The 25,930-nt window shown below is 59.7% G+C and carries 23 protein-coding genes; 16 read left to right on the top strand and 7 right to left on the bottom strand.

Annotated elements, in window-relative coordinates:
- From ftsL to mutT, 16 genes are all read left to right on the top strand, one after another.
- On the top strand, nucleotides 1-315 hold the full coding sequence (gene ftsL / locus AACR14_RS00980) for a cell division protein FtsL (protein ID WP_005336166.1): 315 nt from the start codon (nucleotides 1-3) through the stop codon (nucleotides 313-315).
- Nucleotides 312-2,066 carry a peptidoglycan glycosyltransferase FtsI gene (locus AACR14_RS00975; protein WP_019444792.1) on the top strand — a complete coding sequence of 585 codons (1,755 nt, stop codon included), beginning with the start codon at nucleotides 312-314 and terminating at the stop codon, nucleotides 2,064-2,066. The genes ftsL and AACR14_RS00975 overlap by 4 nt, the downstream gene beginning before the upstream one ends.
- Nucleotides 1,999-3,531 (top strand): UDP-N-acetylmuramoyl-L-alanyl-D-glutamate--2,6-diaminopimelate ligase, encoded by a 1,533-nt coding sequence (gene murE, locus AACR14_RS00970; RefSeq protein ID WP_050547815.1) that lies wholly within the window; start codon nucleotides 1,999-2,001, stop codon nucleotides 3,529-3,531. Before AACR14_RS00975 ends, murE begins: the two co-directional genes overlap by 68 nt.
- Entirely contained in the window at nucleotides 3,528-4,883 is a 1,356-nt protein-coding gene (locus tag AACR14_RS00965) for a UDP-N-acetylmuramoyl-tripeptide--D-alanyl-D-alanine ligase (protein ID WP_019444790.1), read from the top strand. The genes murE and AACR14_RS00965 overlap by 4 nt, the downstream gene beginning before the upstream one ends.
- Nucleotides 4,877-5,959, top strand: a complete 1,083-nt coding sequence (gene mraY / locus AACR14_RS00960) for a phospho-N-acetylmuramoyl-pentapeptide-transferase (RefSeq protein ID WP_019444789.1) — start codon at nucleotides 4,877-4,879, stop codon at nucleotides 5,957-5,959. Before AACR14_RS00965 ends, mraY begins: the two co-directional genes overlap by 7 nt.
- Nucleotides 5,960-5,963: 4 nt before the next feature.
- Nucleotides 5,964-7,247 carry a UDP-N-acetylmuramoyl-L-alanine--D-glutamate ligase gene (gene murD, locus AACR14_RS00955; RefSeq protein WP_019444788.1) on the top strand — a complete coding sequence of 428 codons (1,284 nt, stop codon included), beginning with the start codon at nucleotides 5,964-5,966 and terminating at the stop codon, nucleotides 7,245-7,247.
- Nucleotides 7,244-8,425: a cell division protein FtsW gene (gene ftsW, locus AACR14_RS00950; protein ID WP_005336154.1), complete on the top strand. Its 1,182-nt coding sequence runs from the start codon at nucleotides 7,244-7,246 to the stop codon at nucleotides 8,423-8,425. Before murD ends, ftsW begins: the two co-directional genes overlap by 4 nt.
- Nucleotides 8,425-9,507 carry an undecaprenyldiphospho-muramoylpentapeptide beta-N-acetylglucosaminyltransferase gene (murG, locus tag AACR14_RS00945; protein WP_005355117.1) on the top strand — a complete coding sequence of 361 codons (1,083 nt, stop codon included), beginning with the start codon at nucleotides 8,425-8,427 and terminating at the stop codon, nucleotides 9,505-9,507. Before ftsW ends, murG begins: the two co-directional genes overlap by 1 nt.
- A gap of 111 nt (nucleotides 9,508-9,618) precedes the next feature.
- On the top strand, nucleotides 9,619-11,073 hold the full coding sequence (gene murC / locus AACR14_RS00940; protein WP_005336150.1) for a UDP-N-acetylmuramate--L-alanine ligase: 1,455 nt from the start codon (nucleotides 9,619-9,621) through the stop codon (nucleotides 11,071-11,073).
- Between the two features lie 97 nt (nucleotides 11,074-11,170).
- Nucleotides 11,171-11,923, top strand: coding sequence for a cell division protein FtsQ/DivIB (locus tag AACR14_RS00935; RefSeq protein WP_005336149.1), 753 nt, complete (start codon nucleotides 11,171-11,173; stop codon nucleotides 11,921-11,923).
- Complete coding sequence (gene ftsA, locus AACR14_RS00930; protein ID WP_005336148.1) at nucleotides 11,904-13,163, top strand: cell division protein FtsA; 1,260 nt, start codon at nucleotides 11,904-11,906, stop codon at nucleotides 13,161-13,163. The genes AACR14_RS00935 and ftsA overlap by 20 nt, the downstream gene beginning before the upstream one ends.
- Before the next feature lie 39 nt (nucleotides 13,164-13,202).
- Nucleotides 13,203-14,354: a cell division protein FtsZ gene (gene ftsZ / locus AACR14_RS00925; protein ID WP_005336147.1), complete on the top strand. Its 1,152-nt coding sequence runs from the start codon at nucleotides 13,203-13,205 to the stop codon at nucleotides 14,352-14,354.
- 99 nt (nucleotides 14,355-14,453) lie between these two features.
- The gene (gene lpxC / locus AACR14_RS00920) at nucleotides 14,454-15,377 is read left to right on the top strand and encodes a UDP-3-O-acyl-N-acetylglucosamine deacetylase (RefSeq protein ID WP_005336146.1); all 924 of its coding nucleotides are present in this window, start codon (nucleotides 14,454-14,456) and stop codon (nucleotides 15,375-15,377) included.
- A gap of 140 nt (nucleotides 15,378-15,517) precedes the next feature.
- Complete coding sequence (locus AACR14_RS00915) at nucleotides 15,518-16,423, top strand: M23 family metallopeptidase (protein WP_005355107.1); 906 nt, start codon at nucleotides 15,518-15,520, stop codon at nucleotides 16,421-16,423.
- A gap of 59 nt (nucleotides 16,424-16,482) precedes the next feature.
- The gene (gene secA, locus AACR14_RS00910) at nucleotides 16,483-19,203 is read left to right on the top strand and encodes a preprotein translocase subunit SecA (protein ID WP_005336144.1); all 2,721 of its coding nucleotides are present in this window, start codon (nucleotides 16,483-16,485) and stop codon (nucleotides 19,201-19,203) included.
- Between the two features lie 74 nt (nucleotides 19,204-19,277).
- Nucleotides 19,278-19,682, top strand: a complete 405-nt coding sequence (gene mutT, locus AACR14_RS00905; protein WP_019444787.1) for an 8-oxo-dGTP diphosphatase MutT — start codon at nucleotides 19,278-19,280, stop codon at nucleotides 19,680-19,682.
- A 77-nt stretch (nucleotides 19,683-19,759) separates the two neighbouring features.
- On the opposite strand, the gene yacG is transcribed toward mutT, so the two are convergent.
- The 7 genes from yacG to AACR14_RS00870 all read right to left on the bottom strand — a co-directional run bounded on the left by yacG (nucleotide 19,760) and on the right by AACR14_RS00870 (nucleotide 25,914).
- Nucleotides 19,760-19,954: a DNA gyrase inhibitor YacG gene (gene yacG, locus AACR14_RS00900; protein ID WP_005336142.1), complete on the bottom strand. Its 195-nt coding sequence runs from the start codon at nucleotides 19,952-19,954 to the stop codon at nucleotides 19,760-19,762.
- A gap of 9 nt (nucleotides 19,955-19,963) precedes the next feature.
- Nucleotides 19,964-20,686 (bottom strand): cell division protein ZapD, encoded by a 723-nt coding sequence (zapD, locus tag AACR14_RS00895; RefSeq protein ID WP_019444786.1) that lies wholly within the window; start codon nucleotides 20,684-20,686, stop codon nucleotides 19,964-19,966.
- Nucleotides 20,687-20,723: 37 nt separating this feature from the next.
- Entirely contained in the window at nucleotides 20,724-21,338 is a 615-nt protein-coding gene (gene coaE, locus AACR14_RS00890; protein ID WP_019444785.1) for a dephospho-CoA kinase, read from the bottom strand.
- A gap of 13 nt (nucleotides 21,339-21,351) precedes the next feature.
- Nucleotides 21,352-22,224 carry a prepilin peptidase gene (locus AACR14_RS00885; RefSeq protein ID WP_019444784.1) on the bottom strand — a complete coding sequence of 291 codons (873 nt, stop codon included), beginning with the start codon at nucleotides 22,222-22,224 and terminating at the stop codon, nucleotides 21,352-21,354.
- Between the two features lie 61 nt (nucleotides 22,225-22,285).
- The gene (locus AACR14_RS00880; RefSeq protein ID WP_005336136.1) at nucleotides 22,286-23,527 is read right to left on the bottom strand and encodes a type II secretion system F family protein; all 1,242 of its coding nucleotides are present in this window, start codon (nucleotides 23,525-23,527) and stop codon (nucleotides 22,286-22,288) included.
- Between the two features lie 239 nt (nucleotides 23,528-23,766).
- Nucleotides 23,767-25,473 (bottom strand): PilB family type IVa pilus assembly ATPase TapB, encoded by a 1,707-nt coding sequence (gene tapB, locus AACR14_RS00875; RefSeq protein ID WP_019444783.1) that lies wholly within the window; start codon nucleotides 25,471-25,473, stop codon nucleotides 23,767-23,769.
- A 3-nt stretch (nucleotides 25,474-25,476) separates the two neighbouring features.
- On the bottom strand, nucleotides 25,477-25,914 hold the full coding sequence (locus AACR14_RS00870) for a pilin (protein WP_019444782.1): 438 nt from the start codon (nucleotides 25,912-25,914) through the stop codon (nucleotides 25,477-25,479).
- Between the last annotated feature and the right edge of the window lie 16 nt (nucleotides 25,915-25,930).

Here is a 25,930-nt window from a genome sequence, read left to right as displayed (position 1 = left end):
ATGAGTGAAGTGCGTGTTCATCTGGCCAAGGAGATCGTTGCCGATCTCTGGCGGCACAAGCTGCAGATTTTTCTGTCGGTCGCCGTGCTGGTGACCGCGTTTGCCGTGATCCTGGTGACCAACATGACCCGTGGTCTGACGGCCAAGCAGAACGATCTGATGGCGGAAGAGGATCGCCTCAATATCGAATGGCGCCACCTGCTGCTGGAGCAGGGCACCCTGGCTGAACACTCCCGGGTGGCGAGTCTGGCGATGGACAAGTTGCAGATGGGTCGTCCGCTGGTGACCACCGAGAAGGTAATTACCCAACCATGAAACGCAAGGCTACAGCCAAAGCTGCCAAAGCGAATGTCAAAGCGCCATCGATCTATCCGTGGCGCTTTCGCACGCTTGCGGTGTTTATCGGCATCGCGTTTGTGGGTCTGATCCTGCGTCTGGCCTGGATCCAGGTGATCAATCCGGATCGTCTGCGTCAGGAAGGGGACATGCGTTCCCTGCGTACCACCTCTACCCAGGCGGTGCGCGGCATGATCACCGATCGCAACGGCGAGCAGCTGGCGGTTTCTGTGCCGGTCGAAGCTGTCTGGGCCGATCCCAAGACAGTGCATGAATCTGGTGCCATCAATAATGAGCGAGCCTGGCTGGCTCTCTCCGCCGTGCTCAAGCTCGACATCAATACCCTCAAACACCGCATCGCCAACCCCAGCAAACGCTTCGTCTATCTGCAGCGTCAGGTTACTCCTGCGGTGGCGGAATATATCAAGGGGCTCAAGCTGGGTGGCATCTACCTGCGCCCCGAAGCGCGCCGCTTCTATCCGACCGGCGAGATCAGCGCCCATCTGGTGGGGGTGACCAACATCGATGGCAGCGGTATTGAAGGGATTGAGCGCAGCTACAACGAGTGGCTGACGGCGACACCCGGCGAAATGCGGGTACGAAAGGATCGTCAAGGTCGCGTCATCGAGCGGCTTGGCATCGTCAAAGAGGGCAAGAACGCCAACGATCTGCAGCTTAGTATCGATCAGCGGGTGCAGGCTCTGGCCTACCGTGCCCTCAAGCGGGCAACCGACGAGAACAAGGCGACCTCCGGCTCCATGGTGATGCTGGATATCAAGACCGGTGAAGTACTCGCCATGGTCAACACCCCCTCCTATAACCCGAACAACCGCGGCCAGTATCAGAGCTTCCGGGTACGCAACCGGGTGGTGACCGATACCTACGAGCCGGGTTCGACCGTCAAGCCATTGATTTTGCTCAGTGCCTTGCAGGCAGGTGTCACCAGCTGGAAAGATTTCATTCCCGGTGGTCCGCTCTTTATCGGTGCCAAGCAGATCAAGGACGTCAGTATCCACAAGGCGACCAACCTTTACGATATCCTGCGTTACTCCTCCAACATCGGTATGTCGCGCATCGCGCTGCGGATGCCGGCGCAGGAGATGATCAATACCCTCAGCATGTTCGGTTTCGGCATGGATACCGGCAGCGGGCTGATGGGCGAGAGTAGCGGCATGCTGCCTCAGCGTCGCCGCTGGTCCGATATCGAGCGGGCGACCCTCTCGTTCGGTTATGGTCTGCGAGTCACCCCGCTGCAGCTGGCTTCCGCCTACGCCACCCTGGCCAACAAGGGCAAACGGGTGCCGCTCTCCATCGTCAAGGTGACTACGCCGCCCAAGGGTGAGCAAGTTATTGATCACAACAACGCCGCTGCCATGTTGCAGGCGCTGGAGTATGTGGTCGACAACGCCATTCCAAAAGCCAAGATCCCGGGCTATCGGGTTGGCGGCAAGAGTGGTACCGCCAAGGTCGCCGTCGCCGGTGGCTATGGCAAGGATTACATGGCCTGGTTTGCCGGTTTCGCACCCGCCAGTGATCCCCGTTTCGTCATGGTGGTGGTGATCAACGAGCCAAAAGGCAGCGCCTATTATGGCGGCGCCGTGGCGACCCCACCGTTTGCAGAGGCCATGGGCGGGGTGCTGCAGCTCTTCAATATTCGTCCCGATGCGGTGCCGCCAGCGGTGCCCACCAAACTTGCCCGTACGGAGGCTTCTCTTGTCCCGCGCACTTGATGCATTACTGCGCCCCTTCGGTATCCTGGCGCCGGCGCTCACCCTGACTGATATCCAGCTGGATAGTCGGCGGGCTGGCCCCGGCTCGCTCTTCGTGGCCATTCGTGGTCATCAGGTGGATGGCAGACGGTTTATCGAACAGGCGGTGGCTCAGGGAGCGACCGCTGTTGTGTTTGAGGAGGATGGTGAATTTATCCCACCATCGACTCCGGTTCCCTGTATCGGGATGCGGGATCTGCCCGCTCACCTCTCTGCTCTTGCGGGCTATTTCTACGATCAGCCAGCCCAAAAATTGGATCTGGTCGGGATCACCGGCACCAACGGCAAGAGCACTACGGCACTGCTGGTCGCCAACTGGCGCACCCTGCTGGGGGGCAAGGCGGGTGTGATGGGCACCATCGGCAACGGCCTGTTCGGCAACCTGATTGAAGCGGAAAATACCACCGGCAGCGCCGTGCAGGTGCAAGCCAATCTGGCTGCGCTGCAAGCGCAGGGGGCGGACCTGGTGGCGATGGAGGTCTCCAGCCATGGTCTGGTGCAGCATCGTGTTGCCGCACTGCCCTTTGCCGCCGCGGTTTTCACCAACCTGAGCCGGGATCACCTCGATTATCACGGCACCATGGAAGCCTATGGCGCAGCCAAAGAGCAGTTGCTGCAACTGGTCGATGAGTCTAATGCGGTGATCAACCTCGATGACGAGTTGGGTGCCAAGTGGCTCGAAAAATATCCAGCAGCGGTGGCGTTCAGTGTGGATGGCCCGATTGAACACCATTCTGGCCGTCAATTAACGGCGCAGCAGCTCGATTTTCACCAGCAAGGTTTTCGTGCGCAGATTAACTCCAGCTGGGGGAATGGTGTATTATCCGCCCCCTTGCTCGGGCGCTTCAACGTCAGCAATGTGCTGGCCGCGATGGGTGTGATGCTGGTGCTTGGTTATGACTTCAACGAGCTGCTGGCAACTGCCCCGAAATTGCAACCGGTGACCGGTCGCATGGAGTGTTTCGGCGGTGGCGATACGCCGCTGGCGGTGGTCGATTACGCCCACACCCCGGATGCGCTGGAGAAGGCATTGCAGGCCCTGCGGGTGCACTGCACAGGCCAACTCTGGTGCCTGGTCGGCTGTGGTGGCGACCGCGATCGCGGCAAGCGCCCCATGATGGCCGCCATGGCCGAGCAGTATGCGGATCGCGTGATCCTGACCGACGACAATCCCCGTACCGAGGAGCCGGCCCGGATCATGGCCGACATGGTGGCGGGTCTTCGCGATCCTGCTGCGGTGCAGGTGGAGCACGACCGGGTCAAGGCGATTGCGCTGGCCATCGGTCAGGCGAGCAAACAGGACATCATCCTGGTGGCCGGTAAGGGTCACGAGGATTATCAGATCATTGGAACCGACAAGCGGCACTATAGCGACCGGGAAACCGTCGCGGCTGCTTTGCACACATTAATGGAGTCATTCACATGATGACCCTCAGGCTTGCCGACCTGGCGCAGGTGCTCGATGCCCGTCTGATTGGTGAAGATGGTGAGATTACTGCAGTCAGCACCGATACCCGTACTCTGGGTGCTGGTGCCCTGTTCGTTGCACTGCGCGGCGAGCGCTTCGATGCCCACGACTTTTGCGATCAGGCGCTGGCTGCAGGGGCCTCTGCCCTGCTGGTCGAGCACGAACTGCCGCTGGCCATCCCCCAGCTGGTGGTGACCGACAGTCTGAAGGGGCTGGGCCGACTCGGCAAACTGGTGCGCGAGCGTATCAACCCGAAAGTGCTGGCCATTACCGGCAGCTGCGGCAAGACCACGGTGAAGGAGATGGCAACTGCCATCCTGCGCAACGAAGGGGAAGTGCTGGCCACCGCTGGCAACTTCAACAATGAGGTGGGCGTGCCGCTCACCCTGCTGCGCCTCGAACCGCAACACAAGTTTGCGGTGATGGAGCTGGGTGCCAACCATCCGGGCGAGATCGCCTGGACTACCTCGCTGGCCAAACCCGATGCCGCCATCATCAACAACGTGGCGGCGGCCCATCTGGAGGGCTTCGGCTCGCTGGAAGGGGTGTTCCACGCCAAGAGCGAAATCTTTGAGGGCTTGAGCGAGGGTGGCACCGCCATCGTCAATGCCGACAACGAATTCTGGCCGAAGTGGCGGGAACGCGGCATTCAGTGCGCCTTCTCCATCGAAGATCAGAGCCAGCCGTTCCATGCTCGCGATGTGGTTCTCAACGCTCAGGGTTGTGCCGAGTTCGTGATGGTGACCCCGCAAGGGGAGCTGAGCCTGACTCTGGCGATCCCAGGTCGCCACAACGTGGCCAATGCGTTGGCTGCCGCCGCGGGCTGTCTGGCCCTCGGCGCATCCCTCGCCTGTGTCAAGGCGGGGCTGGAGCAGATGGCACCGGTCAAGGGGCGCTTCTGCGTGCAGCGCTGGGGCGGCCTGACCCTGGTGGATGATACCTACAATGCCAGCGTGGAGTCCGTGCTGGCTGGCATCGATGCCCTGACCGCCATGAGCGGCTTCAAGGTGCTGGTGTTCGGTGATATGCGGGAACTGGGTGAGGAGTCTACCGAGCAACACGCCCGGGTTGGCCGTCATGCCCGCGAGTGCGGTCTGGATGCCGTGCTGACAGTGGGGGAAGAGAGTCGCCACACCGCAGATGCCGCGGCGGGCCGACATTTCGATAACAAGGCGTCGTTGTTTGAAGTGCTTGCGCAAATGATAAATACACATCAGGAAATTTCGATTCTGGTCAAGGGGGCCCGTGGCTCCCGCATGGAAGATATCGTCGAGATGGTCAAAGGCCATCAGGAGTCAGCCACATGCTAGTCTGGCTGGCCGAACTGCTCACCCCGCACTTCACCTTCTTCAACGTCTTCTCCTACCTGACGTTTCGCGCCATCCTGTCGATCATCACCGGACTGGGGGTTGCCCTCTGGATGGGGCCACGCCTGATCCGTCGCCTGCAGATCCTGAAATTCGGTCAGGTGATTCGCAACGATGGTCCCGAGTCCCACCTCAGCAAGCGGGGCACCCCGACCATGGGTGGCCTGATGATCATTGCTGCGATTTTCACGTCTGTGCTGCTCTGGTGCCGCCTCGACAACCCCTATGTCTGGCTGGTGCTGTTTGTGCTGGGTGCCTACGGTGCCATCGGCTTTGCCGACGACTACCTCAAGGTGGTGCGCAAGAATACCGACGGCCTGATCGCGCGCTGGAAGTATTTCTGGCAATCCGCGGTAGCGCTGGCGGTGGCTGTGTTCCTCTATGCGACTGCAACCCATGATGGGCAGACCCAGCTGGTGGTGCCTTTCCTCAAGGATGTGATGCCGCAGCTTGGCCTGATGTTTATCGTGCTGACCTACTTTGTCATCGTCGGTACCTCCAATGCGGTCAACCTGACCGACGGTCTCGACGGCCTGGCCATCATGCCGACCGTGATGGTGGCGGGGGGCTTTGCCCTGATCGCCTGGGCTACCGGTAACGTCAACTTTGCCAACTACCTGCACATTCCCTACGTGCCCTATACCTCCGAGCTGGTGATCGTCTGTACCGCCATCGTCGGGGCGGGTCTGGGTTTCCTCTGGTTCAACACCTATCCGGCCCAGGTCTTTATGGGCGACGTTGGCTCTCTGGCCCTCGGTGGCGCGCTCGGCACCATCGCAGTGCTGGTACGTCAGGAGTTCCTGCTGGTGATCATGGGCGGCGTCTTCGTGATGGAGACCGTCTCGGTGATCCTGCAGGTGGGTTCATACAAACTGCGCGGCGTGCGGATCTTTCGCATGGCGCCGATCCATCACCACTACGAGAAGAAGGGCTGGCCGGAGCCGCGCGTCATCGTGCGCTTCTGGATCATCACCCTCGTGCTGGTGCTGCTGGGTCTTGCCACCCTGAAGGTGAGGTAAGGCCATGGTCATCATCATCGGATTGGGCAAAACCGGACTCTCCTGTGTCGATTACTTCCTCGGCCGTGGCGTGACGCCACTGGTGATGGATACCCGCGCCAACCCGCCCGGCAAGGATCAACTGCCGCCGGAGGTTGAGCTCATTCACGGGCTCGACGAGGCACTGCTCAAGCAGGCGCACATGATCGTCGCGAGCCCGGGTATCGCGCTGGCGACCCCCGAACTGAAAGCGGCGGCCGAGTGTGGTGTGCAGATCGTCGGTGACATCGAACTGTTTGTTCGCGAGACCCCGACTCCTGTCATCGCCATTACCGGCTCCAACGGCAAGAGCACAGTTACTACCCTGGTGGGAGAGATGATTGCCGAAGCCGGCCTTAATGTCGGCGTGGGTGGCAATATCGGCACGCCTGCGCTGGAGCTGCTCAAGCAGCCGATGGATCTCTGCGTGCTGGAGCTTTCCAGCTTCCAGTTGGAAACTACTCACAGTTTGCGTGCTGCCGCCTCCGTGGTGCTGAACCTCTCAGAAGATCACATGGATCGTTATCAGGGCATGGCCGACTATCGCGCCGCCAAGATGGAGATCCATCAGCACTCCAAACACATTCTGGTCAATCGTGACGATGCCCAGACCCTGCCCGATGTGGGTCAGGTGTGGCAGAGCTTTGGGCTCGATTGCAATGGCTATGGCCGTTGCCTGCTGGATGGTCGCTACTGGTTGACCCTGCACGGCGAACCGCTGCTGGCGGTGGACGAGATGAAGATCGTCGGTGCCCACAATCAGGCCAACGCCCTTGCGGCCATGGCGCTGTGCGATGCGGTCGGTATTCCCCGTGCGGCTCAGCTTACCGTGCTGCGTCGTTTCGAGGGCTTGCCCCATCGTGCCCGCTTCGTGCGGGAGGTGAACGGGGTGCGCTGGATCAACGACTCCAAAGCCACCAACGTGGGGGCCACGCTGGCTGCCGTTGCCGGTGTGCGCGAGTCGGTCAAGGGGCGCCTGCTGTTGCTGGCCGGTGGTCAGGGCAAGGGGCAGGATTTTGGCCCGATCCAGGCGCTGCTGGGCAACCAGATCGATCACATGTACTGCTTTGGTCAGGATGCCGAGGTGCTGCTGGCACTGGGCGAGCAGACCGAACGGGTGGCCGACCTGGCCGCTGCAGTTGCCAAAGCAGCGGCCGATGCCAAGCCCGGTGACTGGGTGCTGTTGGCGCCGGCCTGTGCCAGCCTCGATCAGTTCAAGTCGTTCGAGGTGCGCGGCGATCGCTTCACCGAGATGGTGCTGGCACTATGAACGCCCTTCGCGCAGCAGCAGGTCTGTTCCAGCGCTGGTTGTTACCGGCGCGTCCTGCCGGTCTCTACGATCGGCAGCTGGTACTGCTGGCGCTCTCCCTGATGGCGGTCGGGGTGGTCATCGTGGCCTCGGCGTCGATCCCCGAAGGGATTGCGCTGGGGGATGACCCCTTCATGTTTGTGAAGCGTCACGCCCTGTTTCTGGTGATGGCGCTCGGTATCTCCTGGTTTGTGTTGCAGGTGCCGATGGCGCGCTGGCAACAGCACAACGGCCCCATGTTGCTGCTGGCGATCTTGATGCTGGTGCTGGTTTTGCTGGTGGGGCGGAACGTCAACGGTGCGGTGCGCTGGTTGCCGCTCGGCCCCTTCAACCTGCAGCCTGCCGAGTTTGGCAAGCTGGCGCTGTTTGTCTATCTGGCCGGCTATCTGGTACGGCGCCAGAGCGAAGTGCGCGAAGCCTGGATCGGCTTTTTGAAACCGCTGGCGGTGTTCGGGGTGCTGGCGGTCTTGCTGCTGTTGCAGCCGGATCTGGGTTCCACCGTAGTGATGTTCGTTACCTCGTTTGGCATGCTGTTTCTGGCTGGAGCCCGACTGGGGCAGTTTTTGACCCTGATCGGCGCGGGCCTCGGTTCGGTGGTGATGCTGATCATCGTCGAGCCCTACCGGATGCGGCGGGTGACCTCCTTTATGGATCCCTGGGCCGATCCGTTCGGCAGCGGCTACCAGTTGACCCAGTCGCTGATGGCGTTTGGTCGTGGCAGCTGGTTTGGCGAAGGGCTTGGCAACTCTATCCAGAAGATGGAGTACCTGCCGGAAGCGCACACCGACTTCGTGTTTGCGATCCTCGGTGAAGAGCTGGGTTACGTCGGGGTGCTGGGAGCCCTGTTCCTGATTTTTGCGCTGGCGGTCAAGGCGCTCAAGCTGGGGCATCGCGCGCTGGTGGCAGAGCGGCTCTATGACGGTTATCTGGCGATCGGCATCGGCATCTGGTTCAGCTTCCAGACCTTCGTCAACGTTGGCGCGGCCAGCGGCATGATGCCGACCAAGGGCTTGACCTTGCCGCTGGTCAGTTACGGTGGTTCCAGTCTCATCATCATGTCGGTGGCGGTGAGCATGTTGATTCGAATCGATTTTGAGTTGCGTCAGGCGACAGCCCAGGCGCGCGTGCGGGAGGTTTAGTGAGCAAGACTCTGTTGGTGATGGCGGGTGGTACCGGTGGGCATGTGTTCCCCGGTCTGGCCGTGGCCGATCGCCTGAAGGCCCAGGGCTGGACTGTCCACTGGCTCGGCACTGCCGACCGGATGGAGGCGGAGCTGGTGCCCGCCCACGGTTATCCCATCTCCTTCATCGATATTCAGGGGGTGCGTGGCAACGGCATCAAACGACTGCTGGTGGCGCCCTATCGCATCGTCAAATCGATCCTGCAGGCGCGTCAGGTGCTCAAGACCGTTCGCCCTGATGTGGTGCTCGGCATGGGCGGTTTTGCTTCCGGCCCGGGTGGCGTGGCGGCCTGGTTCTCCGGCATTCCGTTGTTGCTCCATGAGCAAAATGCTGCTGCCGGCATGACCAACAAGCTGCTGGCCCGTATCGCCAGGCGGGTATTGATGGCATTTCCGGGCGCCTTCGCGCCAAGCCGTCGCACCGCCGTGGTGGGTAATCCGGTGCGTCCCGAAGTGGTCGCCCTGCCGGATCCGCAACTGCGCAGCGGGGATGAGCCACTGCATCTGCTGATCGTGGGTGGCAGTCTGGGGGCGCGGGTGCTCAACGAGCAGGTACCTGCTGCGGTGGCGGCATCCGGCGTGCCCATTGAAGTGCGTCACCAGTGTGGCAAGGGCAATGCTGAGGCCGTCTCTGCTGCCTATGCCCAGCACGGCATCAATGCCGAGGTGAGCGAATTTATCAAGGATATGGCCAGCGCCTACGCCTGGGCCGACCTGGTGGTCTGCCGTGCTGGTGCCCTGACCGTTTCCGAAGTGGCTGCCGCCGGTGTGGCCGCCATTTTCGTGCCGCTGCCCCATGCTGTGGATGATCACCAGACCCGAAACGCCTTGACCCTGGTCGACGGCGGTGCAGCCGAGTTTCTGCCCCAGTCCGAGCTGAACACAGCCTCACTGGCGGCGCGCCTGACCTGGCTGGCTGGTCGCCGGGAGACCCTGTTTAACATGGCGAAAGCGGCTCGCCGCGTCGCCATCACGGATGCGGCCGAGCGGGTTGCAGATGAGTGCAAACAGCTCGCAACCGGGCAGCGTGGTAAAGATTGATGAGCAAGGTTGCAGTGGTGACACCGGGCAGCCTTGTACCTGTATGTATTGATGCCGCCGTGCAGCCGCGCTTTGACGGCACATGGCCTGCGGCAGACTAAAGAGACGATTATGACCAAGGTTGAACTGGCAAAACTGCGTACTGTGATCCCCGAAATGCGCCGCGTGCGTCGCATCCACTTTATCGGCATCGGTGGTGCCGGTATGGGCGGGATCGCCGAAGTGCTTGCCAACGAAGGGTATCAGGTAACGGGTTCTGATCTGGCTCGCAACGCCGTGACCGAGCGGTTGGCCGGACTGGGCGCGCACATCTTCGTCGGCCACAGTGCCGAGCATGTCGAGGGTGCCAGTGTGGTGGTGGTCTCTACCGCCATCAAGCAGGACAACCCGGAGCTGCTGGCTGCCCGTGAACTGCGGATCCCGGTGGTGCGCCGCGCCGAGATGCTGGCCGAGCTGATGCGTTTCCGCCACGGTATCGCCATCGCCGGTACCCACGGCAAGACCACCACTACCAGTCTGGTGGCGAGCATCTATGCCGAAGCCGACCGTGACCCGACCTTCGTCATCGGTGGCCTGCTCAACAGCGCCGGCACCAATGCCCGCCTGGGCAGCAGCCGCTACCTGATTGCCGAAGCGGACGAGAGCGACGCCTCTTTCCTGCATCTGCAGCCGATGGTCTCTATCGTGACCAACATCGAAGCGGATCACATGGATACCTACGGCGGTGATTTCTCCAAGCTGAAGGCCACCTTCATCGAGTTTCTGCACAATCTGCCCTTCTACGGACTGGCGGTGGTCTGCATCGATGATCCGGTGATCCGTGGCATGTTGCCCGAGATTGCCCGTCCGACTCTGACCTACGGCCTCTCTGACGATGCGGATGTGCAGGTGCTGGATTTTGTCCAGACCACCAACCACAGCTGCTTCCGTGTTCGCCGCAAAGAGGCGGGTGAGCTGCAGGTGACCCTCAATTTGCCGGGTATTCACAACGCATTGAACGCCGCAGCGGCGATAGCTGTCGCGACAGAGGATGGTGTCAGCGACGAGGCCATCATCTCTGCACTGGCCAAATTTGAAGGGGTCGGTCGTCGCTTCCAGCAGTATGGCGAGTTTGAAACCGGTCGCGGCAAGGCGATGCTGGTGGACGATTACGGTCACCACCCGAGCGAAGTGAAGGTCACCATCAATGCCGCCCGCGCCGGTTGGCCCGAGAAGCGTCTGGTGATGGTGTTCCAGCCGCACCGTTATACCCGCACCCGCGACCTCTACGAGGACTTCGCCGATGTGCTCTCCAAGGTAGACGTGCTGGTGATGCTGGAGGTTTATGCTGCCGGTGAGGAGCCGATCCCGGGCGCTGATGGACGGGCACTGTGCCGCTCCATTCGCTCGCGTGGCAACCTGGAACCCATCTTCGTCGCCACGCCAGATGACGTGCCAGCCGTGCTGGCCGACCTGATCGGCGAGGGGGATTTGGTGCTGACTCAAGGCGCCGGGAACGTCGGGGCACTGGCCCGTCGTCTCGGAGAGATGAAATTGAGCATAGATAGCATGAAATCTGGCGCCTGAGGGCCCAATGAGTATTTTGACCGCCAAGCCGGGGCCTATATAATGGCGAACCGGTCTGTCAAAGGCCGGTTTAGCGCGTTACACGGGGATCGATCGGGTGGAGGCAAGGGCACAGGGGCGCACCAAGGGTGGCTTCATCGCAGGGGTAGCATTTTTCCTGCTGGTGATATGGGGCTGCTACCGGACGGCGCTGGATGTTAAAGGTTGGCTGACAGATGCCAACCGGTTGCCCATGAGCGAGCTGTTGCTGCAGGGGCAACACCAGTATTTGCAAACCGAAGAGCTGCGGATGGCCGTGCTGGATGGCGCCGAGCTGCGCAACTTCTTCGAATTGGACGTCAACGAATTGCAGGCAAGGCTCAATGCCTTGCCATGGGTGGCCTCGGTCTCGGTACGAAAGAAGTGGCCGAACAAGATCAAGATCTACCTCACGGAACAAGATGTGGCGGCGCGCTGGAATGGCAACCGCTTCGTCAACACCAAGGGCAAGGTATTCAGTGCCCCGGATCGGGTCAAGACGCCGCTGTTGCAGCTGTCAGGGCCGGATGACCAGGCCGCCCGGGTGTTGAAAGAGAGTCGGCAGTACGAGTCGCAACTGGCTGCCAAGGGATACAAGTTGCTGGGGGTGAATCTGACCCCCCGCCATGCCTGGGAACTGACCCTGGATGGCAATATCAAGCTGTTCCTGGGACGCAATGACATTGCGCTCCGGTTGCAGCGGTTTATCGATGCCTTCCCGGTTATCGAACCCCGTGCGCAAGTCGCTTACGTGGATCTTCGATACGACACCGGAATGGCAGTTGGCTGGAAGAAGAGCGAAGAGAAAGTGCATGACCAACACCGCAGATAGGAATTTGATTGTCGGACTGGATATCGGCACAACCAAGGTGGCGGTTCTGGTCGGGGAAGTATTGCCGGACGGTGAACTGAACGTCATCGGTATGGGCAGTCACGCTTCTCGCGGAATGGAGAAGGGCGGGGTCAATGACCTCGACTCCGTGGTCAAGTCACTGCGCCGCGCGGTGGAAGAGGCCGAGATGATGGCAGATTGCCAGATCAGCTCGGTCTATCTGGGGTTGTCCGGCAAGCATATTGATTGCCGGAACGAGACCGGTATGGTGCCCATCTCCGATGAAGAGGTGACCCAGGAGGATGTGGACAACGTGATCCACACTGCCAAGTCGGTTCGCCTCTCCGATGAGCTGCGTGTGCTGCATGTACTGCCTCAGGAGTTTGCCATCGATTATCAGGAAGGGATCAAGAATCCGGTTGGCCTCTCCGGTGTGCGGATGGCAGCCAAGGTTCACCTGATCACCTGCCACAACGACATGGCTCGCAACATCGAGAAGTGTGTGGAGAAGGTCGGTTTGCGCGTGGATCAACTGATCTTCTCCGCGCTGGCCTCCAGCTATGCCGTGTTGACCGAAGACGAGAAAGAGCTGGGTGTCTGCGTGGTGGACATCGGTGGCGGCACCATGGATATGTCGCTGTTTACCGGCGGTGCCCTGCGCCACACCAAGGTGATCCCGTACGCTGGCAGCACTGTGACCAGCGACATCGCCTACGCCTTCGGCACGCCGCCGCTCGACGCGGAAGCGATCAAGGTGCGCTACGGCTGTGCCCTCGGTCGTCTGGTCAGCAAGGAAGACAATATTGAAGTACCCAGTGTCGGCGGTCGCCCGGCGCGCAGCCTGCAACGGCAGACACTGGCTGAAGTGATTGAGCCCCGTTACACCGAGTTGCTCTCCATGGTGAATGATGAGCTGGTGCGGGTACAAAGCGAGTTGAAAGCGCAGGGGGTCAAGCATCAGCTGGCAGCCGGTGTGGTCTTGACCGGCGGCGCTGCCCAGATTGAAGGCATTGTGGAGTGTGCAGAGCAGATCTTCCAGAGCCAGGTCCGGGTGGGAGAGCCCATGAACATACGTGGTTTGAGTGATTACGTGCAGGCACCGGTGTACTCGACTGCGGTCGGGTTGCTGCAATATGGCCGCACCCATCAAGCCACAGGTAGCAACAAAGAATATGCCGCCAAGGCAAGCGTCGGTGGCCTGGTCAAACGGGTTAGCAACTGGCTGCGTGGCGAGTTCTAAGAATTTTGCTGAGTCAGGCAAATAAAGCGGAGAGACAACATGTTTGAATTTATGGATAGCCACACTGACGAAGCCGTCATTAAAGTGATCGGTGTAGGTGGCGGCGGCGGTAACGCTGTCGAGCACATGGTTCGTCAAAATATTGAGGGTGTTGAGTTCATTACCGTCAACACCGACGCCCAGGCACTGCGTAACTCCAGCGCCAACACTACCCTGCAGATCGGCGGTGGCATCACCAAGGGTCTGGGTGCCGGCGCCAATCCGGAAGTGGGTCGTGATGCGGCCATGGAAGATCGCGAAGCGCTGCGTGAGCTGCTGACCGGTTCCGACATGGTGTTCATCGCCGCCGGTATGGGTGGTGGTACCGGTACCGGTGCTGCGCCGATCGTGGCCGAGGTGGCACGCGAGATGGGCATCCTGACCGTTGCTGTAGTGACCAAGCCGTTCTCCTTCGAAGGGAAGAAGCGGATGGGCTTCGCCGCGCACGGTATCGAAGAGCTCTCCAAGAACGTCGACTCCCTGATCACCATCCCCAACGACAAGTTGCTGAAGGTGCTGGGTCGCGGTATCTCCCTGCTGGATGCCTTCAAGGCGGCCAACGATGTACTGCTTGGCGCGGTACAGGGCATTGCCGAGCTGATCACCCGTCCGGGTTTGATCAACGTCGACTTCGCGGACGTGCGTACCGTAATGCGCGAAATGGGTACTGCCATGATGGGTACCGGTTCCGCCTCCGGTGATGACCGCGCCGAAGAAGCGGCCGAGAAAGCCATCTCCAGCCCGCTGCTGGAAGATGTGGATCTGGCTGGTGCCCGTGGCATCCTGGTCAACATCACCGCCGGTATGGACATGACCATCGAAGAGTTCGAAACCGTGGGTAACGCGGTCAAGGCCTTCGCTTCCGAGAACGCCACTGTAGTAGTGGGTACCGTAATCGATCCGGAAATGCACGACGAACTGCGTGTGACCGTGGTTGCGACCGGTATCGGTGCCGAGCGCAAGCCTGACATCACTTTGGTCAAGAGCAGCCAGGTGCAAGAGCGCCCGGTGCGTCAGCCGCTGGTTAGCGACATGATGCAAGGCCGCGTGATGGACGAAGCTCCGGCCAAGGTGGTCAACGCCGAGCCGCAAGCTCGTCGTGAACCGGATTACCTGGATATTCCGGCGTTCCTGCGCAAGCAAGCTGACTAAGCCTCTTATGGCTCTCGTTTGTTTGTTGTTCAAGGAATGTGCTAAGATGGCCTGCCAACGACCATCTGGTCCGGATTTTAAGCTGTTTAGGGTACACCCATGATTAGACAAAGAACCTTGAAAACGAGTGTACAGGCGACTGGTGTCGGCCTGCATTCGGGCCGGAAAGTCACCATGACGTTCCGTCCGGCGCCTGTGAACACAGGGATCGTTTACTTGCGTACCGACCTGAATCCTGTGGTGGAGCTGCCAGCCAATGCCGATCAGGTGCGCGATACCGTGCTCTGTACCGCTCTGGTCAACGAAGCCGGTGTCCGTGTCTCTACCATTGAGCACCTCTCTGCCGCGCTGGCCGGGATGGGGATCGACAACCTCTACGTTGAGGTTGACGCACCCGAGATCCCGGTAATGGACGGTAGTGCGCATCCCTTTATCTACCTGCTGCAGGAAGTCGGGATCCGTGAGCAGAATGCTGCCAAGCAGTTTGTGCGGATCAAGAAGAGCATTCGGGTTGAAGACGGCGACAAGTGGGCGGAATTCCACCCCTATCGCAACGGCTTCAAGATGGATCTCGAGATCGATTTCCAGCATCCGGTCTTTGAAGGGCGCAATCAGCGTTGCGTACTGGATTTCTCCGGTGCCTCCTTCGTGAAAGAGATCAGCCGTGCCCGTACCTTCGGGTTCATGCGCGATATCGAGTACCTGCGTTCCCAGAACCTGGCGCTGGGCGGAAGCCTGGAAAACGCCGTGGTACTGGACGACTATCGGGTGCTGAACGAAGACGGTTTGCGTTATGAGGACGAGTTCGTCAAGCACAAGATGCTGGACGCGATCGGTGACCTCTATATGTGTAACCGCAGCATCATCGGTGAGTTCCGTGCCTACAAGACCGGACATGCCCTGAACAACAAGCTGCTGCGTGCCTTGCTGGCCGAGCAGGAGGCTTGGGAACTGGTGACCTTCGAGGGTGAGGGCGACAAAGCGCCTATCGCTTACTACGATAACGGTCTGGTTCTGGCCTGATAGCTGTGCAACGGAACGTCGGTCCTCTCTCCGCACCGACGTTCCGTCATTTGTTTACTCCATCCTTTAATACCGATTATCTCCCGGTTTTATTTCCCGTGCAGGCTCCTGGCCGCACCTGACCGAGCAGACTGATTTCTATGAGCATTACCCTGATCCTCCACGGCAAGCAGCGACGCAAGTTGCACCTGCCCAAACAACGTCTGGCCTGGGTCGGCGGTATTCTCTTCTCCCTGTTGGCCCTTGGTGGTGGTTGGCTCTGGCAGAGCTGGCACCAGAAAATGGAGGCGCTGGAAGTGGCGCTTGCCGTTGCCGAGCAACAGTCCGTCGACCAGAGTGGCGATGAAGCCCGTGAACAGTTGGCAATGCTGGCAGCTCAGGTGGGCACCATGCAGGGCCAGCTTGGCCGTCTCAATGCCCTCGGCGAACGATTGACCGAGCAGGCCGATCTCGATCCCGACGAGTTCAATTTCAAAGAGCTGCCCCCCATGGGCGGCCCTTCTTATGATGAAGAGCTGGAAGTGAGCCTCAACGAGCTGCAAGCCTCGATGAAACACCTCAGCCAGCAGCTCAGTAGCCGTGAAGAGCAGCTGTCGGTACTTGAATCTTTCATCATGAATCACCATATCACCGATGCCGGTTTTATTTCCGGCACGCCAGTCAAACAGGAGCGAGTTTGGGTCTCGTCCGGGTTTGGTGGACGGGTCGATCCGTTCAACGGCCGTGCCAAGATGCACAAAGGGGTCGATTTCCGTGGCAAACCCGGAACCCCGATTTTGGCCACCGGGCCCGGCATTGTCAGCTGGGCGGGCCGTCATCCGGAATTTGGCAATATGGTGGAGATTAATCACGGCAATGGCCTGGTCACCCGCTATGCCCACAACTCCAAGTTGCTGGTCGAGGTGGGCACCCTGGTTGATCAGGGTCAGAAGATTGCTTTGATGGGACGCACCGGTCGCGCGACCGGGGTCCATCTGCATTACGAAGTGTTGAAAGATGGTCGTCAGGTCAACCCCGCACGCTTTCTCAGTGCCAGACGGGGTTAGGTTTTTTTCTTCAGGTTCCAGTGACGGAACGCTTTTATAACCAGAAATAGTTGGTACCCATGATTAGCACACTGCTTACCAAGATTATCGGCAGCCGGAACGACAGAACGCTCAAGGCTTTGCGCAAAATTGTAAAACAGATCAATGCCATGGAGCCGCAGTTCGAGGCTCTTTCTGATGCCGAGTTGCAGGCCAAAACGGCTGAATATCGTCAGCGTATCGAGCAGGGTGAGACCCTGGAGCAGTTGCTGCCGGAAGCGTTCGCGACCGTGCGTGAAGCCTCCAAGCGGGTGTTTGGCATGCGCCACTTCGACGTGCAGCTGATCGGCGGCATGGTGCTGAACTCCAACCGCATCGCGGAAATGAAAACCGGTGAAGGTAAGACTCTTACTGCGACTCTGCCAGCTTACCTGAACGCCCTGAGTGGCCGTGGTGTGCACGTGGTGACGGTGAACGACTATCTGGCCAAACGTGACGCTGAGGCAAACCGCCCGCTGTTTGCCTTCCTCGGCATGACCGTCGACTGCAACGTGCCCGGTATGGATGCGTCCCAGAAGCGTGACGCCTATGCCGCAGACATCACCTACGGTACCAACAACGAATTCGGTTTCGACTACCTGCGCGACAACATGGCGTTCTCGCCGGAGCAGCGCGTACAGCGTCCGCTCAACTACGCGCTGGTGGATGAGGTGGACTCGGTGCTTATCGATGAAGCCCGGACTCCGCTCATCATCTCCGGTCCGGCCGAAGATAGCTCCGAGCTCTATATCCGCGTCAACAAACTGATCCCGCTGCTGGTCAAGCAGGACAAGGAAGACACCGAAGAGTACACCGGCGACGGTCACTACACGGTGGACGAGAAGAACCGTCAGGCCCTGCTGACCGAAAACGGTCAGATCTTCGTGGAAGAGCTGCTCAAGAAAGAGGGGCTGCTGGACGAGAACGACTCCCTGTTCTCCGCCTCCAACATCAGCCTGCTGCACCACGTCAATGCGGGTCTGCGTGCTCACACCCTGTTCGAGCGCAACGTCGACTACATCGTCCAGAAAGACGAGATCGTCATCGTTGACGAACATACTGGCCGTACCATGCCGGGTCGTCGCTGGTCCGATGGTCTGCATCAGGCCGTTGAAGCGAAGGAAGGGGTGAAGATCCAGAACGAGAACCAGACGCTGGCATCCATCACCTTCCAGAACTACTTCCGTCTCTACAACAAGCTGGCGGGCATGACAGGTACTGCAGATACCGAAGCCTTTGAATTCCAGCAGATTTATGGCCTGGATACCGTGGTCATCCCGACCAACAAGCCGATGGTGCGCAAGGACATGGGCGATCTGGTCTACCTGACCGCCAATGAGAAGTATGCCGCCATCATCGAAGATATCCGTCAGTGCGTGGCCAAGGGCCAGCCTGTACTGGTTGGTACCGTCTCTATCGAGAACTCCGAGCTGCTCTCCGGCATCCTGACCAAGGAGAAGATCCCGCACAAGGTGCTGAACGCCAAGTTCCACGCCATGGAAGCGGAGATCGTCGCCCAGGCCGGTCAGACTGGCGCGGTCACCATCGCGACCAACATGGCCGGTCGTGGTACCGACATCGTGTTGGGCGGCAACTGGCAGGCAGAGATTGCCAAGCTGGAGAACCCGACCAGCGAGCAGATTGCCGAGCTGAAAGCCGCCTGGCAGGTGCGTCACGATGCGGTGCTGGCCGCCGGTGGTCTGCACATTATCGGTACCGAGCGTCACGAGTCCCGTCGTATCGATAACCAGCTGCGCGGCCGTTCCGGTCGTCAGGGTGACCCGGGCTCCTCCCGTTTCTACCTCTCAATGGAAGATACCCTGATGCGGATCTTCGCCTCCGACCGCGTGACCGGCATGATGAAGAAGCTGGGCATGGAAGAGGGCGAAGCCATCGAGCACCCGTGGGTCACCAAGGCGATCGAAAACGCCCAACGCAAGGTGGAAGGTCGCAACTTCGACATCCGCAAGAGCTTGCTGGAGTTTGATGACGTCGCCAACGACCAGCGCAAGGTGGTCTACGAGCAGCGCAACGAGCTGCTGGATACCAACGACATCTCCGAGACCATTCACGTTATCCGTGACGACGTCTACGGCGCGGTGATCGACGAATACATCCCGCCCCAGTCTCTGGAGGAGATGTGGGACGTGCCGGGCCTGGAAGCACGCCTGAAGGCAGACTTCGCGCTGGATCTGCCGCTGCAGCAGTGGCTGGCGGAAGATGACAAGCTGTACGAGGAGAAGCTGCGCGAGCGCATTCTGGACGAAGCCACCAAGCTCTATGCCCACAAGGAGGAGCTGGTCGGCAAAGAGGTGCTGCGCAACTTCGAGAAGGCAGTGATGCTGCAAACCCTGGATGGCCTCTGGAAAGAACATCTGGCGGCCATGGATCACCTGCGTCAGGGCATCCATCTGCGCGGTTACGCCCAGAAGAACCCCAAGCAGGAGTACAAGCGCGAATCCTTTGATCTGTTCACCCAGATGCTGGAAACTCTCAAGCGCGACGTTGTCAGCATCCTGAGCCGTGTTCAGGTGCAGGAGCGCGATGTGGAAGCGATGGAAGAGCAGCAGCGCCAGCAGGCGGAAGCCGCTCCCCGTACCTATACCCACGCCGCTGCCGAGAGCCAGCTGGCCGATGAACAGGCCGCAGGCGAAGAGGGCCACACCACCTTCGTGCGCGACGAGCAGAAAGTTGGTCGCAACGATCCCTGCCCGTGCGGCTCCGGCAAGAAGTACAAGCACTGCCACGGTCAGTTGACCTGATCGACGCTATGCCATAACAGGCGGGCCAAGTGCCCGCCTTGTTATTGGTGGCAACAAGCGAACAGAGGTAATTGATGGAACAGAAAAAACGGATCTGGGTGGCGGTTGGCGTCATCGAGAATGAACGGGGCGATATCTTCATCGCCAGACGCTCCTCCGATCGCCATCAGGGTGATCGCTGGGAGTTTCCCGGTGGCAAGGTGGAGTCGGGCGAGGATCTGCTCACCGCACTGGATCGGGAGCTGTGGGAAGAGATCGGCATCCGGGTATTGGATTGTGCCCCCTTTATGGAACTACAGCACGACTACCCCGAGAAGCAGGTATTGCTGGATATCTGGAAGGTGACCCGTTTCAGTGGCGAGCCGTTCGGAAAAGAGGGGCAGGAGTGTCTGTGGGTGCCGGTGGCCGAGCTGCACAATTACCACTTCCCCGATGCCAATGGCCCGATTGTAGCGCGGCTTCAAGGCCTGCTGGCGTGAGCCGGTAGCAATCAACAAGCATGAAAAAAGGGCCAATCGGCCCTTTTTTCATATTGCAGAGATGAGTGACCAGGCGCTTATAGCCACTGGTCACCCTCTTCCGGCTCCGGCAGCAGATCCGGGTTGATCTCCCCCGGGATCCGCTTCTCTTCATCGGCCCACTCACCGAGATCGATCAGCTGGCAGCGTTTGCTGCAGAAAGGTCGGAACGGACTCTGCGGGCCCCACTCCACTTCGCTCTGGCAGGTTGGACACTTTACCTTGGTGACCATAAGCCCTCCTTAGCAGCAGGCGAGCTGGAACGGCACGTCGCCAATCGGCTGTTCTGCGGTGGGCAGAAAGCGCAGGGCGAAGCGGTTCTTGTGGCCGCTCAGGGTCGGGTAGCAGAACTGATTGCCCGGCAGCTTGATGCGGATCAGCTCGGCGCTCTCGGCGGTGTCCTGGAAGAAACCGTTGCTGGCAACCTGCTCGCTGAAGCTGCCTGATTCACGCCACAGGCGCAGCAGCAGAGTGATGGCATTCATCAGCAGGTTAATGTCGCTCAGCCAGCCTTGCATCTGCTGGTGACGGGTGATGGCCGGGGTACCGAGCCAGTGGTGCAGCTGCGGCACATCGAAGGCACAAAGGCCACCCGGAATGGAGAAGCGCTGGCGGATGGAGCCGAGCAGACGATCCTCTTTCAGGCGGGCACCCGGGCGTGGCGAGTTGAGCAGGTTACGGGAGAGCTGACTGCTCTCTTGCTGCATCTGCTTGATCTGCTCCAGATCGACATCGGGCAGGCTGGCCCAGTGGCTCAGACGCTGGCCGAGACGCTCCAGATCCTTGATGAGGTCGGCGCGCAGGTCACCACGCTCCAGCAACTCCTGCAGATCGAACAGCCCCTTGAAGAAGGCGATATGTGCCCAGGATTGTTCACTCTCCAGATTGTCGCGGATCTGGGAAAACAGGGACTCCAGACGAAGATAGGTCCGGCTTTTTTCATTGAGGGGGAAATCGTAAATCATGCCTAATCCTGGCCAGCCATAAACCGGCCTAGTGTACTCACACTTGGCGGGCTTGTTGAGAGGCAATTGCCAGATATGTCTCGTGCAGCGCCAAAATCCGCGTTTTAATCGCCATTTCGCTGCCATTGTGGTTTTCGATGACATCATCCGCCGCGGCAAGGCGCTCCGACCGGCTCGCCTGGGCGGCGATAATGGCCTTGGCCTGCTCGGCCGATACCCCATCCCGGCGACAGGTGCGCTCAATCTGGGTGGCTTCATCCACATCGATCACCAGCACCCGGTTGGCGAGGCCGGTGAGTTTGTTCTCCACCAGTAGTGGCACCACCAGCAGGCAGTAAGGTGAACTGGCTGCGGCACATTGGCGCTGCATTTCACTGCGAATCAGCGGGTGGAGCAGGGCATTGAGCCACTCCTTGGCCTGCGGGTCGCTGAAGACCCGCTCACGCAGGGCACGACGGTCGAGTTGACCGCTCGGAGCAATCACATCAGGGCCAAAATGGTCGGCGATGGCAGCAAGGGCCGGGGTGCCCGGCTCGACCACTTCGCGGGCGATCACATCGGCATCCACCACCTCGATACCCAGCGCGGCAAACTGATTGGCGATAGTGGTCTTGCCGCTGCCGATACCACCTGTGATAGCAACTACATACATGGGGGCCTCTTGCTCAAAGCAGGGTAGAGAGATACCAGCGGGTGATGGTATCGCCCCATAGCAGCGCAATCCAGCCCGCGATGGCGAGGTAGGGGCCGAAGGGGATGGGCTTGCCCTGATGATGTTTTTGCAAGGCGATCAGGCTGATGCCGATCACGGCACCGACCAGAGATGAGAGCAGCAGAATTATGGGCAGCGCCTGCCAACCGAGCCAGGCGCCCAGCGCCGCCAGCAGCTTGAAGTCGCCATAGCCCATCCCCTCCTTGCCAGTGAGCAGCTTGAAAGCCCAGTAGAGGCTCCAGAGCACCAGATAGCCCGCCATGGCACCGATCACGGCATCTGCCAGCGGCACGAAGCCGCCTGCCAGGTTGAACAGCAGCCCACCCCACAGCAGGGGCAGGGTGAGCTGGTCGGGCAGCAACATCTTGTCGAGATCGATGAAGGTGAGGGCGACCAGCACCCAGGTCAGCAGCAGGGCGGCCAGCGTGCCCCAGCCCGGGGTTATGACCATTGCTACGGCGAGCGATAGCAGGGCTGTCAGCAGCTCTACCAGTGGATAGCGGGCCGAGATGGGGGCCTGACAGTCGCGGCAACGCCCTTTGAGCCAGAGCCAGCTCAGCAGCGGGATGTTCTCCAGCGCAGTGATGGCGTGGCCACAGTGAGGACATGCGGAGCGGGGGACCATCAGGTTGTAGCGCTCTGGCGCAGCGGCCTCCTCATCGGGGGCAAAGTAGCTGCGATACTCGGCCTGCCACTCCCGCTCCAGCATGATGGGCAAGCGGTGGATGACCACATTAAGGAAACTACCGATCATCAGGGAGAAAAGAAAAACCAGCGAGAAGTAGAGCCAGGGCAAGCTGTGAGCCAGCTCGAGAAGAAGTGTCATAACCAACCGTCAGTTATTGGATGAGGGGGAGGGCATGGCGGTGGTGCCATGCCCTGATAAATCAGCCTACCACGTCGCCCAGCTTGAAGATGGGCAGGTACATGGCAATAACCATACCGCCGACCAGCACCCCGAGCACCACCATGATGAGGGGTTCCAGCAGGCTGGTGAGGCCATCGACCAGATCATCCACCTCCTGTTCGAAGATGGTGGCGACCTTGGAGAGCATATCATCGATGGCACCGGACTCCTCACCGATCATCACCATCTGGATCACCATGTCGGGGAAGAGATCGACGGTGCGCATTGCAACGTTGATCTGCATACCGGCCACCACCTCGTTGCGGATGGCCATGACCGCGGTGCGATAGACATAGTTGCCGGAGGCGCCAGCCGCCGAAATCAGCGCATCCACCAGCGGAATACCGGCGGAGAAGGTGGTTGACAGGGTCCGGGCAAAGCGGGCCATCGCCGCCTTGTGCAGGATCATTCCGACCACCGGAATGGTGAGGACGAACTTGTCGGTATTGTCTTTCACCTTCTGGGAGGCCCGCCAGGCCCGCACGTAAAGGAAGATGCCAAGGGCCGTGCCACCAAAGAAGACATACCACCAGTTCTGCATAAAGCGGGAGATGCCGATAACAAACTGGGTGAACACCGGCAGCTCGGCGCCGAAGCTCTTGAAGATATCCTCGAACTGCGGAATGACGAACAGCAGCAGGATAGAGGTGACCACGATTGCGACCAGAATGACCATGGTGGGGTAGAACATCGCCTTCTTGATCTTCGACTTGAGCGCTTCCGACTTTTCTCGGTAAGTGGCGATACGGTCGTAGATGGTTTCCAGCGCACCGGATTGCTCACCGGCTTCCACCAGATCGCAATAGAGATCGTCAAAGTAGAGGGGATGGCGGCGCAGTGCCTCCGACATGGGGGTACCGGTCTCCACATCGGCGGCAATCTGCCCCATCAGCTCGCGCATCGAGGCTTTCTCGTGACTGCGGGCGATGATCTGCAGGCTCTGCACCAGTGGTACGCCGGCGGAGAGCATGGTGGTGATCTGGCGTGAGACGATGGCGATATCCATCGGCTTGATCTTGGCTCCGCCCTTGGAGAAGAGCCCCTGGGATTTCTTGGCTACCTTGGTGACGTTTACCCCCTGCTTGCGCAGTTCGGTCTTGACGGTGTTGATGCTGTCGGCCTGCAGCTCGCCGGAGACCTTCTGCCCCTTGCGATTAACCCCGTGCCAGCGGAAGGCGAAGACTTTCTTGGGGGCATTGTTCTTTTTCGTTAGGGTTGCCATCTTTGCATCCTGCAATGGGGTTGGTTGTCAGAGCCTGGCTCTGCACGTCACCAACCTGGTCAAGGTGCCCGACTGGCTTTATGCCTGCGGGGTACTGATAGGGTGGGTGGTACCTTCTTGGCGCCAGCCCGGTCACTTGAATATCTGATTACTCTGTCGTTCGGACTATCATCCGTTCCGTGTTCGTGAACGACGAATTTGCTCTGCCAACCAAACCGGCAGGTCGTCCCGCACACGGATCAGTTGGTGGTGACCCGGTTGACTTCGGCCAGACTGGTGACCCCGAGCCGGGCCTTCTCCAGTCCCGAGGTGCGCAGGGTGCGCATCCCCTCCTTCTGCGCGATAGCTGCGATTTGCAGGGAGTTTGCGCCCTGCATGATCAATTTGGCGATGTTCTCCGACATCAACATGATTTCGTAGATGCCGACCCGTCCCTTGTAGCCGCCAGAACACTCCTTGCAGCCGACCGGTTTGAACAGTCGCAGCCCGGCCGCCAGTTGCTGCGGCGTAAAGCCCAGCTCCAGCAGTTCTGCTTCCGGCACAACTTCCGGCGCTTTGCAGTGGTCGCACAGTTTACGGGCCAGCCGCTGGGCCATGATTAGGGTCACCGAGGAGGCTATGTTGAAGGCCGGAACCCCCATGTTCATCATCCGGGTCAGGGTCTCGGCGGCCGAGTTGGTGTGCAGGGTCGAAAGCACCAGGTGACCGGTCTGTGCCGCCTTGATGGCAATCTCTGCGGTTTCAAGATCGCGAATTTCACCCACCATCACCACATCCGGGTCTTGCCGCAAGAAGGAGCGCAGGGCGCTGGCGAAGGTGAGCCCCGCCTTGGGGTTGACTTGCACCTGGTTGACGCCGGGCAGGTTGATCTCCACCGGATCTTCGGCGGTAGAGATATTGACCTCGGTGGTGTTGAGAATATTGAGGCCGGTATAGAGCGAGACCGTTTTGCCCGAGCCGGTGGGGCCGGTCACCAGGATCATCCCCTGTGGCTTGGAGAGGGCGCGCAGGTACTGCGCTTTCTGCCTGTCATCAAAGCCGAGTTGCTCGATATTGAGGCGTGCCGCCGAGGAGTCGAGCAGGCGGATAACGATCTTCTCCCCCCACATGGTGGGCAGGGTGTTGACTCGCATATCCATCGACTTGTTGCGCGACAACTTCAACTTGATGCGGCCATCCTGCGGCAGCCGCCGTTCGGCGATATCGAGTCGTGCCATGACCTTGAGGCGGGCGGAGAAGCGGTTGGAGAGGTTGACCGGCGGCGTAGCAATTTCATGCAGAATGCCATCGATGCGAAAGCGCACCCGATACTTGAACTCATAGGGCTCGAAGTGCAGGTCGGAGGCGCCGCGCTTGATGGCATCCATCAGGATCTTGTTGATGTACTTGACGATAGGAGCATCGTCATCGGCGGTATTGACGCTCTCGTCCAGCCGACTGTTCTCGTCGGAGACTTCGAGATCCGAAATCTCGGCCTCGTCGATATCCTCCATGCCGAGGGCGTCGTTTTCGCTCTCCAGCAGCTTGCTGATGGCGGCGGTGAGCTTGTTCTCCTCCACCAGCAGCGCCTCGGTATGAAGGCCGAAGCTGAAGCCAAAGTCCTCCAACGCCGAGACATTGGTCGGATCCGACATGGCGATATAGAGGGTGTGGCCCTGGGTGTAGATGGGCAGGACGTGGTGTTTCTCAATCAGCTTCTGATTGAGGTATTTCTGCGGGATCTCGGCCAAGTCGAAGGCGGCAAGATCCAGCAGAGGTACCCCATACTCCAGCTCGCAAAAATCGGCGAGCGCCTTGCTGTCGAGGATCTCGTTCTCTATCAGAAATGTCACAAAGGGTTTGCGCTGGGCCTTGGCCTGGCTCAGATAGTGCTGGGAGTCCTCTTCACTGATCAGTGAAGAGGCGGCCAGGCTTAACGCCAGGCCGCTATTAGGGCTAGAGGTCATGCGTTAGCAGAGGTTGGCTGCAATACATGTGGATGAAGATGCCGGTTGAGTCCACTTAACCCTGCCATTATCTACTTCACCCTGCATAATGAAATCTGCGCCATCAACAGGAGTATCACCTATCGCTTGGATTTCATAAGGTGCTGCTGCAGTACCTTCGCCAGAGATATTAATTTGTTTTACAATGTCGGTAGTTGTACCACCACTCACTGCCCCTTCCGCTTTAGTTACACAGTCTGCTGCAGCCCCTCCAGTTTGTGCGCAAATGTCTATCGCAGTTTTAGCTGGGCCAGTTGCTGTGATTACTTCTGTGAATTTTGCTCGTTTGGTGTAGCTTTGATAAGCAGGCAGCGCTACCGCCGCCAGAATGGCGACGATCGCGACCACGATCATCAGTTCAATAAGGGTAAAACCCGATTGTTTCTTCATTACGCTCTTCATGGAAAATATCCTTTTA

Origin of the sequence: Aeromonas sp. 159 (assembly GCF_963862045.1) — a bacterium.
In the GTDB taxonomy this organism is placed as follows: domain Bacteria; phylum Pseudomonadota; class Gammaproteobacteria; order Enterobacterales; family Aeromonadaceae; genus Aeromonas; species Aeromonas veronii.
The sequence above is the reverse complement of the archived record's forward strand: the minus strand, read 5'-3'. Positions and strand labels throughout refer to the sequence as shown.

Coding starts and splice junctions, on each gene's coding strand:
- ftsL (WP_005336166.1), top strand. CDS start 1: ATGAGTGAAGTGCGTGTTCATCTGGCCAAGGAGATCGTTGCCGATCTC.
- ftsZ (WP_005336147.1), top strand. CDS start 13,203: ATGTTTGAATTTATGGATAGCCACACTGACGAAGCCGTCATTAAAGTG.
- AACR14_RS00880 (WP_005336136.1), bottom strand. CDS start 23,527: ATGGCAACCCTAACGAAAAAGAACAATGCCCCCAAGAAAGTCTTCGCC.
- yacG (WP_005336142.1), bottom strand. CDS start 19,954: ATGGTCACCAAGGTAAAGTGTCCAACCTGCCAGAGCGAAGTGGAGTGG.
- zapD (WP_019444786.1), bottom strand. CDS start 20,686: ATGATTTACGATTTCCCCCTCAATGAAAAAAGCCGGACCTATCTTCGT.
- AACR14_RS00965 (WP_019444790.1), top strand. CDS start 3,528: ATGATGACCCTCAGGCTTGCCGACCTGGCGCAGGTGCTCGATGCCCGT.
- tapB (WP_019444783.1), bottom strand. CDS start 25,473: ATGACCTCTAGCCCTAATAGCGGCCTGGCGTTAAGCCTGGCCGCCTCT.
- secA (WP_005336144.1), top strand. CDS start 16,483: ATGATTAGCACACTGCTTACCAAGATTATCGGCAGCCGGAACGACAGA.
- AACR14_RS00915 (WP_005355107.1), top strand. CDS start 15,518: ATGAGCATTACCCTGATCCTCCACGGCAAGCAGCGACGCAAGTTGCAC.
- murE (WP_050547815.1), top strand. CDS start 1,999: ATGCGGTGCCGCCAGCGGTGCCCACCAAACTTGCCCGTACGGAGGCTT.
- AACR14_RS00975 (WP_019444792.1), top strand. CDS start 312: ATGAAACGCAAGGCTACAGCCAAAGCTGCCAAAGCGAATGTCAAAGCG.
- mutT (WP_019444787.1), top strand. CDS start 19,278: ATGGAACAGAAAAAACGGATCTGGGTGGCGGTTGGCGTCATCGAGAAT.
- mraY (WP_019444789.1), top strand. CDS start 4,877: ATGCTAGTCTGGCTGGCCGAACTGCTCACCCCGCACTTCACCTTCTTC.
- lpxC (WP_005336146.1), top strand. CDS start 14,454: ATGATTAGACAAAGAACCTTGAAAACGAGTGTACAGGCGACTGGTGTC.
- coaE (WP_019444785.1), bottom strand. CDS start 21,338: ATGTATGTAGTTGCTATCACAGGTGGTATCGGCAGCGGCAAGACCACT.
- AACR14_RS00870 (WP_019444782.1), bottom strand. CDS start 25,914: ATGAAGAGCGTAATGAAGAAACAATCGGGTTTTACCCTTATTGAACTG.
- murC (WP_005336150.1), top strand. CDS start 9,619: ATGACCAAGGTTGAACTGGCAAAACTGCGTACTGTGATCCCCGAAATG.
- ftsA (WP_005336148.1), top strand. CDS start 11,904: ATGACCAACACCGCAGATAGGAATTTGATTGTCGGACTGGATATCGGC.
- murD (WP_019444788.1), top strand. CDS start 5,964: ATGGTCATCATCATCGGATTGGGCAAAACCGGACTCTCCTGTGTCGAT.
- AACR14_RS00885 (WP_019444784.1), bottom strand. CDS start 22,224: ATGACACTTCTTCTCGAGCTGGCTCACAGCTTGCCCTGGCTCTACTTC.
- ftsW (WP_005336154.1), top strand. CDS start 7,244: ATGAACGCCCTTCGCGCAGCAGCAGGTCTGTTCCAGCGCTGGTTGTTA.